General features: G+C 69.8%; 15 protein-coding genes. 13 read left to right on the forward strand and 2 right to left on the reverse strand.

The window, feature by feature from the left end:
- Nucleotide 1 precedes the first annotated feature (1 nt).
- The 13 genes from FHW79_RS25065 to FHW79_RS25125 all read left to right on the forward strand — a co-directional run bounded on the left by FHW79_RS25065 (nt 2) and on the right by FHW79_RS25125 (nt 12,406).
- Entirely contained in the window at nt 2-559 is a 558-nt protein-coding gene (locus tag FHW79_RS25065; protein ID WP_014241669.1) for a chemotaxis protein CheW, read from the forward strand.
- A 123-nt stretch (nt 560-682) separates the two neighbouring features.
- Nucleotides 683-3,253 carry a methyl-accepting chemotaxis protein gene (locus FHW79_RS33360; protein WP_183181417.1) on the forward strand — a complete coding sequence of 857 codons (2,571 nt, stop codon included), beginning with the start codon at nt 683-685 and terminating at the stop codon, nt 3,251-3,253.
- Nucleotides 3,250-4,158, forward strand: a complete 909-nt coding sequence (locus FHW79_RS25075; protein ID WP_183181418.1) for a protein-glutamate O-methyltransferase — start codon at nt 3,250-3,252, stop codon at nt 4,156-4,158. The genes FHW79_RS33360 and FHW79_RS25075 overlap by 4 nt, the downstream gene beginning before the upstream one ends.
- A gap of 3 nt (nt 4,159-4,161) precedes the next feature.
- Nucleotides 4,162-4,788, forward strand: coding sequence for a chemotaxis protein (locus FHW79_RS25080; protein ID WP_183181419.1), 627 nt, complete (start codon nt 4,162-4,164; stop codon nt 4,786-4,788).
- A gap of 3 nt (nt 4,789-4,791) precedes the next feature.
- Nucleotides 4,792-5,856, forward strand: a complete 1,065-nt coding sequence (locus FHW79_RS25085; RefSeq protein ID WP_183181420.1) for a chemotaxis response regulator protein-glutamate methylesterase — start codon at nt 4,792-4,794, stop codon at nt 5,854-5,856.
- 11 nt (nt 5,857-5,867) lie between these two features.
- The gene (locus tag FHW79_RS25090) at nt 5,868-7,034 is read left to right on the forward strand and encodes a methyl-accepting chemotaxis protein (protein ID WP_183181421.1); all 1,167 of its coding nucleotides are present in this window, start codon (nt 5,868-5,870) and stop codon (nt 7,032-7,034) included.
- 112 nt (nt 7,035-7,146) lie between these two features.
- Entirely contained in the window at nt 7,147-7,452 is a 306-nt protein-coding gene (locus FHW79_RS25095) for an STAS domain-containing protein (RefSeq protein WP_014241675.1), read from the forward strand.
- Nucleotides 7,453-7,457: 5 nt separating this feature from the next.
- On the forward strand, nt 7,458-8,186 hold the full coding sequence (locus tag FHW79_RS25100; RefSeq protein ID WP_183181422.1) for an ATP-binding protein: 729 nt from the start codon (nt 7,458-7,460) through the stop codon (nt 8,184-8,186).
- Nucleotides 8,186-9,364, forward strand: coding sequence for a response regulator (locus FHW79_RS25105; RefSeq protein WP_183181423.1), 1,179 nt, complete (start codon nt 8,186-8,188; stop codon nt 9,362-9,364). The genes FHW79_RS25100 and FHW79_RS25105 overlap by 1 nt, the downstream gene beginning before the upstream one ends.
- Entirely contained in the window at nt 9,361-10,545 is a 1,185-nt protein-coding gene (locus FHW79_RS25110; protein ID WP_183181424.1) for a fused response regulator/phosphatase, read from the forward strand. Before FHW79_RS25105 ends, FHW79_RS25110 begins: the two co-directional genes overlap by 4 nt.
- Before the next feature lie 24 nt (nt 10,546-10,569).
- Nucleotides 10,570-11,025, forward strand: a complete 456-nt coding sequence (locus FHW79_RS25115; RefSeq protein ID WP_183181425.1) for a putative toxin-antitoxin system toxin component, PIN family — start codon at nt 10,570-10,572, stop codon at nt 11,023-11,025.
- A gap of 118 nt (nt 11,026-11,143) precedes the next feature.
- The gene (locus FHW79_RS25120) at nt 11,144-11,575 is read left to right on the forward strand and encodes a hypothetical protein (RefSeq protein ID WP_183181426.1); all 432 of its coding nucleotides are present in this window, start codon (nt 11,144-11,146) and stop codon (nt 11,573-11,575) included.
- A gap of 255 nt (nt 11,576-11,830) precedes the next feature.
- Complete coding sequence (locus FHW79_RS25125; protein WP_247884606.1) at nt 11,831-12,406, forward strand: DedA family protein; 576 nt, start codon at nt 11,831-11,833, stop codon at nt 12,404-12,406.
- 75 nt (nt 12,407-12,481) lie between these two features.
- On the opposite strand, the gene FHW79_RS25130 is transcribed toward FHW79_RS25125, so the two are convergent.
- Both FHW79_RS25130 and FHW79_RS25135 read right to left on the reverse strand, forming a co-directional pair.
- The gene (locus tag FHW79_RS25130; RefSeq protein ID WP_183181427.1) at nt 12,482-13,639 is read right to left on the reverse strand and encodes a fused response regulator/phosphatase; all 1,158 of its coding nucleotides are present in this window, start codon (nt 13,637-13,639) and stop codon (nt 12,482-12,484) included.
- A 19-nt stretch (nt 13,640-13,658) separates the two neighbouring features.
- Entirely contained in the window at nt 13,659-14,417 is a 759-nt protein-coding gene (locus FHW79_RS25135) for an ATP-binding protein (protein WP_183181428.1), read from the reverse strand.
- Between the last annotated feature and the right edge of the window lies 1 nt (nt 14,418).

The following is a 14,418-nucleotide window of genomic DNA, read 5'->3' on the forward strand; positions in this document are numbered from 1 at the left end:
GATGAGCAGTTCCACCGCGCTCGCCACCGTCGGCGGTAGCCGCACCGACGCCCGCAACGACGTCATGGCGGTCAACGCCGCCGAGGAGCAGTACGTCACCTTCACCGTCGGCAGCGAGGAGTACGGCGTCAACATCCTGTCGGTCCGCGAAATCCGCGGCTGGACGCCGGAAAGCCGCCTGCCGAACCTGCCGGACTATGTGCGCGGCGTCATCAACCTGCGCGGCATCATCATCCCCATCTTCGACCTGCGCGCCCGCTTCGGCGGCGGCGCCACGTCGGTCACCAAGCGCCACGTCGTGGTGGTGATCCAGGTGGGGGAACGCACCCGCGGCATCCTGGTCGACGCCATCTCCGACATCCTGGCGATCGGCCACGACGCCATCAAGCCGCCGCCCGACGTGGACGGGGGCATGGTCGACGCCGAGTATCTCAGCGGCCTCTACACCGCCGACGACCGCATGGTCACGCTGCTGAGCGTCGAGAAGCTGTTCTCGGTGGAGAACAGCGAGCTGGACTCGGCGACCAAGGCCCTGCCGGCGCTGGAGCGGGCGTCCTGAACAGCGCCCCACGGAGGTGCCCACACAGGTGCCGACAGGGGTGCGTCATGTCGCGGCTTTTCACACGGGTTTGTTTCAAATAAGGGCTAACGCCGGTACGACGCGGCGGGCAAGGGGGATGGCATGGCGAAAGGGGTCGGTTCGTTCGTCGGGGCGATGGGAATCTCGAAGCGGCTGTGGCTGGCCTTCGCGCTCCTGCTCACCCTGCTGGCCGCCCAGGTCGCCGCCAGCCTGCTGAGCATCCGCAGCCTGAACGGCAGCGTCGACGCGGTGCTCACCGGCGGCGAGATCGCCACCTTCGCCAAGGATCTCTCGGCCCGCCTCGCCAACCAGCGCATCCACGGACGCGACTATCTGGTGTCCGGCGACCCCGCCGCGCTCAACCGCCAGCGCGCGCTGCGCACCGAGTTCGATCAGGCGCTGGCCGCCCACGGCGCGGCCATCCAGCGCTCCAGCCAGGCGGCGGCCTTCGCCGAGCTGGCGCGGCTGCACAGCGAATACCACACCCAGTTCGAGGCGATCCGCGTCGTCCGCGACCGCTACGACGCCGCCATCCGCCAGACCATGGACCCGCTGGGCACCCAGATCACCGCGACGCTGGAGCGCATCGTCGAAGGCGCCCAGGCCACCGGCGACAAGGACGCCGCCCTGGTCGGGGAGGAGATGGAGAAGCACTGGGTGCTGAGCCGCCTCTTCGCCAACCGGGCGCTCGGCATGCGCGACGCCGCCGCCGCGGGGCCGATGGAAAAGAACCTGGACGAGATGCTGGAGCATGTGCGCGAGGCGCAGGCCCTGCTGACCGAACCCGGCGTGGCGGCGATGCTGCGCGAGGTGGCGGAACGGGCGCCGGGCTACCGCACCGCCTTCCGCGACGCCGTCGCCGCCGACAAGGAGATCGACCGCCTGCGCGCCCAGGTCGTCGCCAAGGTCGTCACCGCCCTGACCGCGACGCTGGAGTCCATCGCCGCCGCCATCCAGGCCGAGCAGAAGGGGATCGAGACCCGCGCCGAGGCCGAGGTGGAGAACAGCGTCCTGCTGGCCCTGGTTCTGGGCGGCCTGTCGCTGCTGCTGGGCATCGGCGCCGCGCAGGTCATCGCCCGTTCGATCACCGGCCCGGTCCAGGGCATCCGCAAGGTGATGACCGACCTCAGCGACGGCCATCTGTCGGTGACCGTCCCCCACACCGACGGGCGCGACGAGCTGGGCGCGATGGCCCGCGCCGTCGCCGCCTTCAAGGAGGACGCGGTGACCGCCGTGCGGGCGGGGATCGCGCTCGATCGCGTGTCGTCCTGCATCATGACGGTGGGCGAGGACGGGACCGTCACTTATTGCAACGCCGCCGCGCTGGCGATGTTCAAGGCCGCCGAGAGCGACCTGCGCCAAGCCCTGCCCGCCTTCGACGCCGCCGGGCTGATCGGGACGACTCTGGACGCGCTCGACACCGAGGCTCCGCGCCTGCGCAGCAGCCTGAGCGGCCTCGCCAGCCCCTTCAAGGGCATGGTGAAGGCGGGCCGCCGCAGCTTCGAGATCACCGCCAGCCCGGTCGCCGGGCGCCACGGCGAGAAGCTGGGCCTCGTCGTCGAATGGCGCGACCTGACCGCCGAGCTGTCCATCGAGGCGGAGATCGCCGCCATGGTGGACAGCGCCGTGCGCGGCGATTTCAGCCAGCGGATCGCGCTCGACGGCAAGACCGGCTTCTTCCGGCTGGTCAGCGAGGGCATGAACCGGCTGGCCGGCAACGTCTCCGGCGTGACCGAGGATCTGGCCGCCATGCTGGAATCGCTGTCCCAGGGCGACCTGTCGCGGCGCATCGACAAGCCGTACGAGGGCGTGTTCCTGCGCCTGAAGGACGATTTCAACGGCACGGCGGAAAAGCTGTCGGAGATCGTCCGCCGCATCAACGGCGCCGCCGAATCCATCGCCGCCGCCAGCCGCGAGATCGCCGACGGCAGCCTCGACCTGTCCGAGCGCACCGAGCAGCAGGCCTCCTCGCTGGAGGAGACGGCGGCGAGCATGGAGGAGCTGGCGGCCACCGTCCGCTCCAACGCCGACAACGCCCAGCAGGTCAACGCCTTCGCCAACGACGCCCGCCGTGCCGCCGAGAAGGGCGGCCAGGTCGCCGCCAGCGCCGTGGAGGCGATGCGTGGGATCGAGCGCTCGTCGCAGAAGATTTCCGACATCATCGGGGTGATCGACGAGATTGCCTTCCAGACCAACCTGCTGGCGCTGAATGCGGCGGTCGAGGCGGCGCGGGCCGGCGACGCCGGGCGCGGCTTCGCCGTGGTGGCGCAGGAGGTGCGCAACCTCGCCCAGCGCTCCGCCCAGGCGTCCAAGGAGATCAAGACGCTGATCCTCGACAGCGGGGCGCAGGTCAAGGACGGAGTGGAGCTGGTCCGCTCCGCCGGCTCCTCGTTGACCGACATCGTGGCGGGCATCGCGCGGGTCGCCGACCTCGTGTCGGAGATCGCCCGCGCCACCGCCGAGCAGGCGTCCGGCCTGGACGAGGTCAACACCGCCGTCGCCCAGATGGACGAGATGACCCAGAAGAACGCGGCACTGGTCGAGGAAAGCACCGCCGCCGCCCGCTCGCTGGAGGAGCAGGCCGGGCAGCTCCGCCAGCAGATGGCCTTCTTCTCCCTGGATGCCGGCCAGCCCCACGGCGCGCGCGAACTGGCCCGCGGGCGGGCGGCATGACGACCGCCCCCAGCCCTTCTCCCGACTCAGCCGACCGCGGCGCCATCCCCGCGGCGACCTCCGGCCGGCGGGAGTTCCCGTTCGAGCGGCGGCACTTCGACTTCATCGCCCGCATGCTCTACCAGCTCGCCGGGATCGCGCTGGCCCCGCACAAGATCGAGATGGTCTATTCCCGCCTCGCCCGGCGGCTGCGCGACCTGCGCCTGACCGATTTCGACAGCTACTGCGCCCTGCTGGAGAGCGAGGAGGGGGCGAACGAGGTCGGCTTCCTGGTCAACGCCCTGACCACCAACCTGACCAGCTTCTTCCGCGAATCGCACCATTTCGACTTCCTGGCGAAGACCGCGGTGCCGGAGATGCGCGCCCGCCACGCCGGGGAGTCCTCCCACCCGCGGCTGCGCATCTGGTCCGCCGGCTGCTCCTCCGGGCAGGAGCCCTACACCATCGCCATGGTCCTGGCCTCCAGCTTCGGGCCGGAGCTGCGGCGCTGGGACGCGAAGATCCTGGCGACCGACATCGACACCCACATGGTCGACACCGCCCGGCGCGGCGTCTATCCCGCCGATCTGGCGAACAGCATCCCGGCCCCCCTGCGCGACCGCTTCACCCGGCGCCAGCGCGAGGGCGGCGAGCCGATGGTGGCGATGGAAGAGGAGCTGAAGCGGCTGATCACCTTCAAGCCGCTGAACCTGCTGGAGCACTGGCCCATGAAGGGGCCGTTCGACGCGATCTTCTGCCGCAACGTGCTGATCTATTTCGACCGCGTCGGGCGGACCCAGGTCATCGGCAACTTCGCCCGCATGCTGGAGCCCGGCGGCTATCTGTTCCTCGGCCATTCGGAAAGCCTGTACGGCGTGTCGGACCGCTTCCGCCAGACCGGCCCCACCATCTACCGGAGGCTGTGACGCATGACCGCATTCGCAAGCCGCCGCGCGGCGGAGGCCCGGCAGACCGGCGGCTACTTCCACCCGCAGTTCCGCGCCCACACGATGAAGGTCTTCCTCGGCCATCATCTGGTCAGCGACCGCTCCGACGTGATGATGGTGACGACGCTGGGCTCCTGCGTGGCCGCCTGCGTCCACGACCCGGCGACGGCGATCGGCGGCATGAACCATTTCCTGCTGCCCGAGGTGCCGGAGTCCGAGGACGCCGGCACCGGGGCGGCGGCGCGCTACGGCTCGGTCGCCATGGAACGGCTGATCAACGATCTGCTGGCCCGCGGCGCCCAGCGCGGGCGGCTGGAGGTCAAGCTGTTCGGCGGCGCCCGCGTCATCGATTCCAGCTTCGACGTCGGCCAGCGCAACGCCGCCTTCGCGCTCGACTACGTCCGGCGGGAGGGGCTGAAGCTGATGGGCCAGGACCTCGGCGGCGCCTCGGCCCGGCGCATCCACTACTTTCCCCACACCGGCCGGGCCATGCGCAAGATGCTGCGGCCCGAGGCCCTGTCGGAGACGGCGAACCAGGAACTGCATTTCCGCTCCACCCTGCGGCACCAGCCGATCGAGGGCGACGTGGAACTGTTCGGGGAGGACTGAGCCATGACACGATCCATCCGCGTCGTGATCGTGGACGACAGCAGCCTGATGCGGGAGATGCTGAAGGCCGTCATCTCGGACGAGCCCGGCATCGAGGTGGTCGGCGTCGCCCGCGACCCCTACGAGGCGCGCGACGTCATCAAGCGGACCAACCCGGACGTCGTCACGCTGGACGTCGAGATGCCGCGGATGGACGGGCTGTCCTTCCTGGAAAAGATCATGACGCTGCGCCCGACGCCGGTCGTCATGGTCTCCTCCCTGACCCAGGAAGGGTCGGAGGCGACGATCCGCGCGCTGGAGATCGGCGCGGTGGACTGCGTGGCCAAGCCCGACGGCTCCGAGGGCCACGGCTTCGAGGCGATGGCCCACGAGCTGGTCGGCAAGATCCGCATCGCCGCCACCGCCCGCCTGTCGATGCGGCGGCCCAAGCCCTCGGCCTCTCCCCTCCAGACGCCGCACCGCGCCGGGTCGGGCACCCGCTTCATCGCCATCGGCGCCTCGACCGGCGGGGTGGAGCGCATCCGCGACGTGCTGGCGGTCATGCCCGCCGACTGCCCGCCCATCGTCATCACCCAGCACATGGGTCCCAGCTACGTCCCCAGCTTCGCCGCCCGGCTCGACCGCATCTCGCCGCCGTCGGTGGCGGTCGCCACCCAGGGCGCCCGGCTGGTCCAGGGCAAGGTCTACATCGCCCCCGGCGACCGGCATCTGGTGGTGATCCGCGACGCCCAGGGCTATTCCTGCCACATCCAGGACGGGCCGGCGGTCAGCGGCCACCGCCCGTCGGTGGACGTGTTGTTCTCCTCCGTCGCCAAGGCGGCGGGGGCGAACGCGGTGGGGGTGATCCTGTCCGGCATGGGCCGCGACGGGGCGTCGGGCATGCTGGCGATGCGCGACGCGGGGGCCTATACCATCGGCGAACAGGAATCGAGCTGCGTCGTCTACGGCATGCCGCGCGCCGCCCGGGAAGCCGGGGCGGTCGCCGTCGAACTGCCGCTGGCGCAGATACCGGCCGAGATGCTGCGCGCGTTCGACGCCATCGGCGAACACCGCACGCGCGCGAACTGAGGAGCAGCACCATGTCTTTCTACGGCCGCGCGCCCCGCCTGGAAGCCGGACCGGAACCGGAGAAGCCGGACCTTCCCGACGACGACGCTCCCGTGCACAGCCTGCCCGAGATCGGCGCGAAGATCCCGGTGACCGGCGAGCTTCTGGCGACTTGGATGGGCTACGCCGACATCCAGCGCCGCACGCTGGAGGCGGTGCAGAACGAGCTGACCCGCACCTCCTCGACGGTCGAGGACGCCACGCTTGACCTCTCCCACCGCTTCCGCGAACTGGCCGAGAAGGCCATGCAGCAGTCGGAGCGGGTGGAGCAGATCGTCGGCATGGCCGGCTCCGTCTCCATCGACGGGGAGCGGGTGCCGATGGACCAGCTGGTCACCGGCATGCAGCAGATGATCGCGGACATGATCTCCAACATCGTCACGCTGTCGCGCCACGCCATGAGCATGGTGTATCTGCTGGACGACGTGCAGAAGGACGTGGCGGAGCTGGAGAAGTCGATCGGCGACATCGACGCCATCAACCGCCAGACCAACTTCCTGGCGCTGAACGCCACCATCGAGGCGAGCCGCGCCGGCGAGGCCGGCCGCACCTTCGCGGTGGTCGCGCAGGAGGTGCGCCACCTCTCCCGCAACACCGGCGCGCTGGCCGACCGCATGCGCTCCAAGGTCACCGCGGTGGTCAAGGGCGTGCGCAACGGCCACGACATCCTGCGCCAGATCGCCGACACCGACATGTCCCCGCAGATGCTCGCCAAGGAGCGGGTGGACAAGACCATGGACAGCCTCGTCGACCAGACCAACCACTTCCAGGCGGTGCTGGAGACGGCGGCGACCGTGTCGTCGGACATGTCCGCCACCATCAGCCGCATGGTCACCGGGATGCAGTTCCAGGACCTGACCAAGCAGCGGCTGGAGGCCATCAACGACAGCCTCGCCATCATGGCGGAGGGGCTGAACGAGCTGGAAAACCGCACCCGCGTCGAAATGCCCGCTTCCTTGGGGCCGCAGGTTCCGCAGGAATGGCTCGACGAACTGCTGGGCCGCTTCAAGCTGAGCGAGATGCGCCAGCGCTTCGTGCGCCGTCTGCTGCTGGAAGGGACGGCGCTGGACGAGCATGGCGTCCTTGACGTCGATGCCGGCCAGGACGACAGTTCCGGCGGCGACATCGAACTTTTCTGAAATCAAGGGATTCTCTGGAATCCCCAACCAGTCTTGCTCCATTCTGGCGTGGTCCGCAAAGGCCAGCCGCCGCAATGCCCCTTCAGGAACACCCTTCAGGAACACCGGACCGATGGACTACGGAATTGAGGACAAGGAGCAGGAGACCCTGGTTCGGTTGCGCGGTCGCCTGACCTTCAACGACCACGCCAAGCTGCGCGCCCTGATCCGGGAGATGCTGCAGAACAAGGCCAAACGTCAGGTGCTCGACCTCTCCACGCTGGAATTCGTCGATTCGGCGGGAATCGGCATGCTGCTGATCGCGCGGGAGGAAATGGCGAACGCGGACAAGCAGCTCGTCCTGCGCTCCGCCGCCGGGCAGGTCAAGCGCGTGCTGACGGTGGCCCAGCTCAACAAGATCGTCACGATCGAGGACTGAACCCTTTGGTCCCGTCCCCCACCCATGTCGCCGCCCTGCAAGGCCTGGGCGTGCCGGCCGACCGGCTGGACCGGTTGTCGGCGGCGCTTCGGCTTCCGCCCCGGCGACCCGGCTCTCCGATGGGGAAGGCGTTGGGCGCCTCCGTGTTGCTTCTGGTGGGCGACGCCGGCGCCGTGGAGGCGCCGGAGTTCTGGCAGCGGCCCTATGGCGCCTGGATCGAGCTCGCCGGCCTGTCCGACGACCAGATCGTCGAGGCCGCGCGCCGCGCCGCCCGCGCCGACCTGTTCGCCTGCGTGACGACGGTGACCGCCAACCGCCTGCATCTGGCCGGCCGCATCCTGACCGGGCTGGTCGCCCTGCACCCCATGCCGGATGCCCAGCGCGACGACATGGAGCTGGCGCTGCACGAGGCGATCAGCAACGCGGTGGTCCACGGCAACCTTCAGGTCGAAGGCATGAAGGGGCTGAGCGTGGAGGCGCTGGAGCGCTTCTCCCACGATCTGGCGGCGCGCATGGCCGACCCCGCCTTCGCCGAGCGCCGGATCGAAGTCGCCGCCTGGCTGGAGAGCGCTTGCGCGGTGGTGGAGGTCGCCGACGAGGGAACCGGCTTCGCCCGGCCGGAGCGCATCGACTACGGCGCCTCGGGCCGCGGGCTCGACCTGATCGCCGCCATCGTCGAGGAGCTTCAGCTTCTCGACGGCGGGCGCCGCATCCGCATGAGGTTCCCCCTCTGATGGACGACGCCATCGCCGCCTGCCGCATCCTGGTGGTGGATGACACCGACTTCAACCGCACGCTGATCGGCGCCCTGCTCGGCGAAGCCGGCTTCCAGAACGTCGCCTACGCCAGGGACGGCTTCGACGCGCTGGCCCAGATCACCGCGGAGGCGCCGGACCTGCTGATCCTCGACATCATGATGCCGGGGATGGACGGATTCGAGGTGTGCCGCCGCCTGCGCGCCGACCACGCCTACGCCGACCTCCCGGTGCTGGTGCAGACCGCCCTGTCCTCCAGCGACGACCGCAACCGCGCTTTCGCCGCCGGCACCACCGACCTGATCTCCAAGCCGCTGGACCGGACCGAGCTGGTCGCCCGCGTGCGCATCCACCTGCAGAACCGGGTGCTGATCCGCGACCTGCAGACCTACCGGGCGCGGGTCGAGGGGGAGCTGGCGATGGCCCGTTCCATGTACGACCATCTGCTGCCCTCTCCGACGCTGTGCGCCGCGCTGACGGACAGCGCCGGGGTGACGCTGCGCTCGCACACGGCGCTGTCCTCCGACCTCGGCGGCGACCTTTGGGGGGTGCTGCCGCTGGCGGGCGGGCGGTTCGGGCTGTTCCTGCTCGACATGGCCGGGCGCGGCGTGTCGGCGGCGCTGAACGCCTTCCGCATGCACACGCTGATCCATGAGCTGGCGCCCCAGTTTGGCGAGCGGCCCGGCGCCTTCCTGACCGAACTCAACGAGCGGGCGGTCTGCCTCCTGGAGCTTGGGCAGCACGCCACGGTGATCTACGGCGTTGTGGACGCCGCGGCGGAGCGCTTCACCTACGCGGCGGCGGCGGCGGCGCCACCGGTACTGCTCCCCCCGAACAACGCGGCGCTGGTCTTCGGCGAGGGGGCCGACGAATCGGTGGGCGTCGCCGCGGGCACCTGCTTCGAGGAGCGCAGCCTGCCCTTCCCGCCGGACTCGGCGTTGGTCCTGCACTCGACCGCCGTGTTGGAGGCGCTGGGCGGGCGCGACGGCGGTCTCGCCGACCTGCTGCGGAGCGCCGCCGTCCGGAACACCGCGGCTGGCGGCGGCGAGGATGGCGATGCCTTCGCGGCGGTAACTGCGGCGCTCGCCGCCGCCCAGGGCGACGTGCCGCTCGACGACCACACGCTGGTCTGGATCGGACGCGGGGGGGCGCGATGAACGAGCTGCCGGAGGTTCCGGGGCTGGAAACGGCCCGCGTCCTGGTGGTGGACGACAACCGCGTGAACCGCCATCTGCTCCAGGCCCTGCTGGAACGCGGCGGCGTCACCCGCATCGAGATGGCGGAGGACGGCAACGACGCTCTGGCCCGGCTGGGCACCTTCCGGCCCGACCTGATCCTGCTCGACCTGATGATGCCGAACCTGGACGGGTTCGAGATGTGCCGTCGCCTGCGCGCGATCCCCCTCTGGAAGGATCTGCCGGTCCTCGTGCAATCCAGCCTGAACCGGGCGGAAGACCGCGCCAAGGCCTTCGCCGCCGGGGCCACCGACTATGTGACCAAGCCGATCAACGCGGTCGAGCTGCTGGCCCGCGTGCGCATCCACCTGCAGAACCGCGCGCTGCTCCACGACCTCCAGTGTTTCCGCGATCGGACGGAAAGCGAACTGTCGCTCGCCCGCAAAATGCAGGAACGGCTGATGCCGTCGCCGGAGCGGCTGGCCGAGGCGGAAGCCGCGGCGGGGGTGGACATCGCCGCCCATTTCGCCCCTTCGTCGGAGCTGGGCGGCGATTTCTGGGACCTGCGGCACGACGCCGGTGAGCGGGGACCAAGCCGGACCATGCTCTACATGGTCGATTTCTCCGGTCACGGCGTCGGCGCGGCGCTGAACACCTTCCGACTGCACGCCATCTGCCAGCAGATGGACGTGTCCGGCCTGACTCCGGCCGAGTTCCTGGCCACCGTCAACCGGCGGCTGTGCGCGCTGCTTCCCAACGGGCAGTTCGCCACCATGCTGGCCGGGGTGGTCGAGCCGGCGGAAAACCGCTTTGTCTACGCCTCGGCCGGGTCCACGCGCCCGATGGTCTGGGCGCCCGGCGATTCCGCGCCTTTGCTGGGCGACAGCGCCGGCCTGCCGCTCGGTCTGCTGGCCTCGGCGGAGTATGAGGAGCGCTCCCTCCCCCTGCCCCCCGGCGGGCGCCTGTTCCTCTATTCGGACGGAGCCATCGAAATCCCGGTCGGCAACGACGTCTTGGACGAGCCGGGCCTTGCCGCCCTGGTCGCCGAGCGGATGGGCGAGACGGACGGCGGTCGCCTCCTGGACGGGTTGCTGGAGCGACTGCGCGCCATCGGTCCCATCGACGACGACCTGACCGCCCTGCTGCTGACCCGCAAGGGCTGACCGGCCCATGGAGCCGACGGGCGCATGACCGCCACCCCCCACCACGCGGTCCAGGCCTTCCGCGCCGTTTTGGACACCAACATTCTTATCGGCTACGCCTTGCTGGGATCTGAGGTGCCTCGCCGCAGCCTGGCCATCCAACGCAGCGTCGAGGCGGTGCGCCTGCGGGGCGCCGCCTTCGTGTCCGACGCCACCCTGACGGAACTGTGCACGGTGCTGTTGCGCCCCAACTTCGACCGCTACCGCCCGGCGGCGGAGCGGATCGCGTTCCTGACGGCCTTCGCCGCGGAGGCCCGGCGGGTCGAGCCCGTCCCGGTGGAGCGGTTGTGCCGCGACCCCGACGACGACATGTTCCTGGCCGTAGCGCTGGCCGCCGACGCCGACTGGCTGGTGACGGTGGACCGGCAGCTTCTGTCGGTGCGTCAGGTTGGGCGCACGCGCATCCTGCGCCCCGAGCGGTTCCTCGACGCGATCGGCTGAGGCCAGCGCCGACCGGCGCTGCGGCATAAAAAGTTTCCACTCGACTTCCGGCCTTCGTTCTCTAGAATGAAAAGAGAACACTTCGCAAACTAGCGGTGAACGGATCGCGGGTGACCGGATGAGCACGCAACCTCTCCTGTTCGACAGCCTGCCCGAGACGGAGCGGGCGCGCAAACCGGCGCGCCGGTCCCGTGCCGCCAGCGTGGCGGCGCCGGTGGCCGTCGACGTGGTGCGGGAGGACGTTCCGTCACCGTCGGCGCCGCCACCGATGACCCTCGCGCTCGTCCCGCCGCCGCCCGTCCCGATGGCGCCGCGCGCCGACTTCGACCCCGCCGCCTTGACCAACGCAGAGCTGCGGGCGCTGGCGCAGGCTTTGCCCGATCAGAAGCTGGCCCATCTGCTGATCGAAGCCGCACGCGAGTTGAAGCGCCGCGCCGCTCCGGGGGCCTGGGAAGAGGAGGGAGAAGAGGACGGTCCGTCCGAGCCGAACCCCCTGCTGCTGCGCGCCGCCCGGCAGGCGGTCGGCGAATTGTCTGGCGAGGACGGCTGACCACGTCATGAACACTGACCGATTCACAGAATACGCGTCAGGAAACAAAATAATCCCTCCGCAATAGATCGTTTCGTACCCCAACTTTGTGCGGTTTCCTCCCCCCGATTCGGGAATGATTGCGCGACAAGACACGCATTTATGTGCAATGATGTGTCCGCAGCCTGACCAAAGGCCGCGCCTGCGTTTCCCTGGCGCGCCGCCGACGGTCCGAGCCCAAGAGGAACGACCCGCGGGGAGGGTGATTTGGACTGGATGACCTGGCTCCAGGATTGGGGCGATGCCTTCTATCCCCTGGCCTTCATATGGGCCTTCTTCGAAGGCGAGACCTTCGTGATTTTCGGTGGGATGGGCGCGCATCTGGGGATCATCAACCTTTACTGGCTGGTGGCCGCCGTCTGGATCGGCAGCTTCATGGGCGACCAGTGCTATTTCTGGATCGGCCGCAAATGGGGCGGCAAGGCTCTGGCCCGCTTTCCGGCGGCGGAGGCCCGAGCCTCCCGCGTCCTGCATTGGCTGGAGGTCTACGGGGTCGGCTTCATCCTGGCCTTCCGCTTCCTCTACGGGGTGCGCAACATCGCCTCGGTCGCCGTCGGCACGTCCCGAATGCCCTGGCGCAAGTTCCTGTTCTGGAACTTCATCGCCGCCGGCATCTGGGCCTGGAGCTTCGCCGGGGCCGGCTATCTGTTCGGCGAGGCCGCCGCCGCCATCGGCGAGAACGGCCCGAAGATCCTCCTGCTCATCGCGCTGGGCATCGGCGTCACGCTCTTCGCCGTGAAGAGCGTGCTGTGGGTCCGCCGCCGCTACGCCGCGTCCGAGACGCAGGCGTAACGGCGCCTCTCCCCGGAAGCATCAGGCAAAAGGGCCGCCGCGGACCACCGCGGCGGCCTTTCCTGTTTCTGGGCTTTACGCCCGGCGGGCGATCCACACGGCGGTCAGGTCGTCACGCAGCGGCAGGCTCGTGCGGGCGTAGAAGCGCTCCAGCAGCGGCCCCAGCGGGCGGGCGCGGTTGGCGGCCATGGCCCCGCGCAGCAGGCCGGGCACCCCGTCCTGGCCGAGCGGCTCGTTGTCCGGGCCGCTGCATTCGATCAGCGCGTCGCTGTAGAGGAACAGGCAGCCGCCGCGCGGCAGGCGCAGGCTGCGGTCGGCATAGACGGCACGGCGCGACGCGCCCAGCACCAGCCCCGCCGAATCGAGCAGCCGAAGCTCCCCGGCGATCCCCACCACCGGATTCGGCGCCCCGGCCGAGGCGTAGGTCAGCGTGTCGGTGTGCAGGTCCAGGATGCCGAAGAAGGCGGTGGCGAACTGCCCGACCGGCAGCACCTCCTTCAGCGCCTGGTTCAGCCCGGCCAGCCATTCCGAGGGCGGCACATGCTGCATGGGGAAGCGGTCGATCAGCGTGTGCAGACGGAAGGTGTTGATGGCGGCGGTGATGCCGTGCCCGGCGAAATCGACCATCAGGAAGGCGACGCGGTGACTGTCCAGCGGATAAACGTTCCAGAAATCGCCGCCCAGCTCCGACGAGGTTTCGAAATGGGCGTCCAGCACCAGCTCGTACCGCTCAGCGACCGCCTTCAGCTCCTTCGGCTCGGGCAGCAGGGAGAGCTGCATCGCCTTGGCGTGCTTCAGCTCCCGCTCCACCCGCCCACGGAAATTGGCGAGGTCGGTGAACAGCTTGCGCTTTTCGAGCTGGTGGCGGACGCGGGCGACGCACTCGCCGGGCTTGATCGGCTTGGAGATGAAGTCGCTGCCGCCGGCCTCGAAGCAGCGGACCTGCTCCTCGTCGCTGTCCAGTGCGGTCTGGAACAGGATCGGCAGTTCCTCGTGGGTCAGCCGCTCGCGCAGGCGCCGGCACATCTCCAGCCCGTCCATCACCGGCATGCTGACGTCGAGCAGGACCAGATCGGGGCGGAAGCTCTCCACCTTGCGCAGTCCTTCCACGCCGTTCTCGGCGACCTCGATCTGGGTCAGCCCGGCACGACGGATCATCAGGGCCAGCGACTTCCTGTTGAACTCGTTGTCGTCAACGATCAGGACACGGCTGGCGGCGAGCGAAATGGGCATGCGCGGACCCGCCCGGCCGTCACAGGTCGAATTGCAGCAGGGTGCAGCGCCCGCCGTCGGTCACGCGGATGCGCCGGGCCAGCGCCCGCATGAACACGAAGCCGCGGCCGGAATGGGCGCCGCTCTCGGTGTCTTCCGGCAGGGCGGCCGCGTCGAACCCATTGCCTTGGTCCACCACCGCGATGGACAGGCTGTCAGCGCTCCAGCGCGCGAAAATGTCGATCCGCCGCTGCCGCACAGCGCCGTCGCCCAGCCGTTCGCGCAGCAGCCGGCTGAACAGGCGGTAGCCCTCCGGCTGTTCCTTCGTCGCGCTGGGAATGCCCAGATTGCCGTGGACGATGGCGTTGGCGACGGCCTCGTGCAGGCACAGTTCGACGTTGCCGCGCCGCTCCGGCGTCAGCACACCGCGCCGGGTCAGTTCGTCGCAAACCAGAACCGCGCATTGCAGGCCATAGGCCGTGCCGGTGGTCAGCGACAGGTAGAATCCCCGCTCCACCGGCGGGGCGCCCAGCCAGTCGGCGTCGATGGCGCCGGTCCCCTCTTCCCGCTCCGTCAGTTCCACCGTCAGGAAGCGGTCGAGCCCGAAGGCGCCGCGCAGGATGTCCCGGTCGGCCTGGGCCAGCAGCACCGCGGCGGCGGCACCGCCAACCGCTTCGTTCACGCCGAAGCGCGCCGCGACCCGCGCGGCGATCTCCGCCGGAACGCGATCCCGCACCACGCTGAAAGGTCGTACGGCGCCGGCTGGACCGGGAGGAAGGCAGGCGGGGGAACCGTCCATC

Origin of the sequence: Azospirillum sp. OGB3, from assembly GCF_014192915.1 — a bacterium.
Classification (GTDB): Bacteria; Pseudomonadota; Alphaproteobacteria; order Azospirillales; family Azospirillaceae; genus Azospirillum.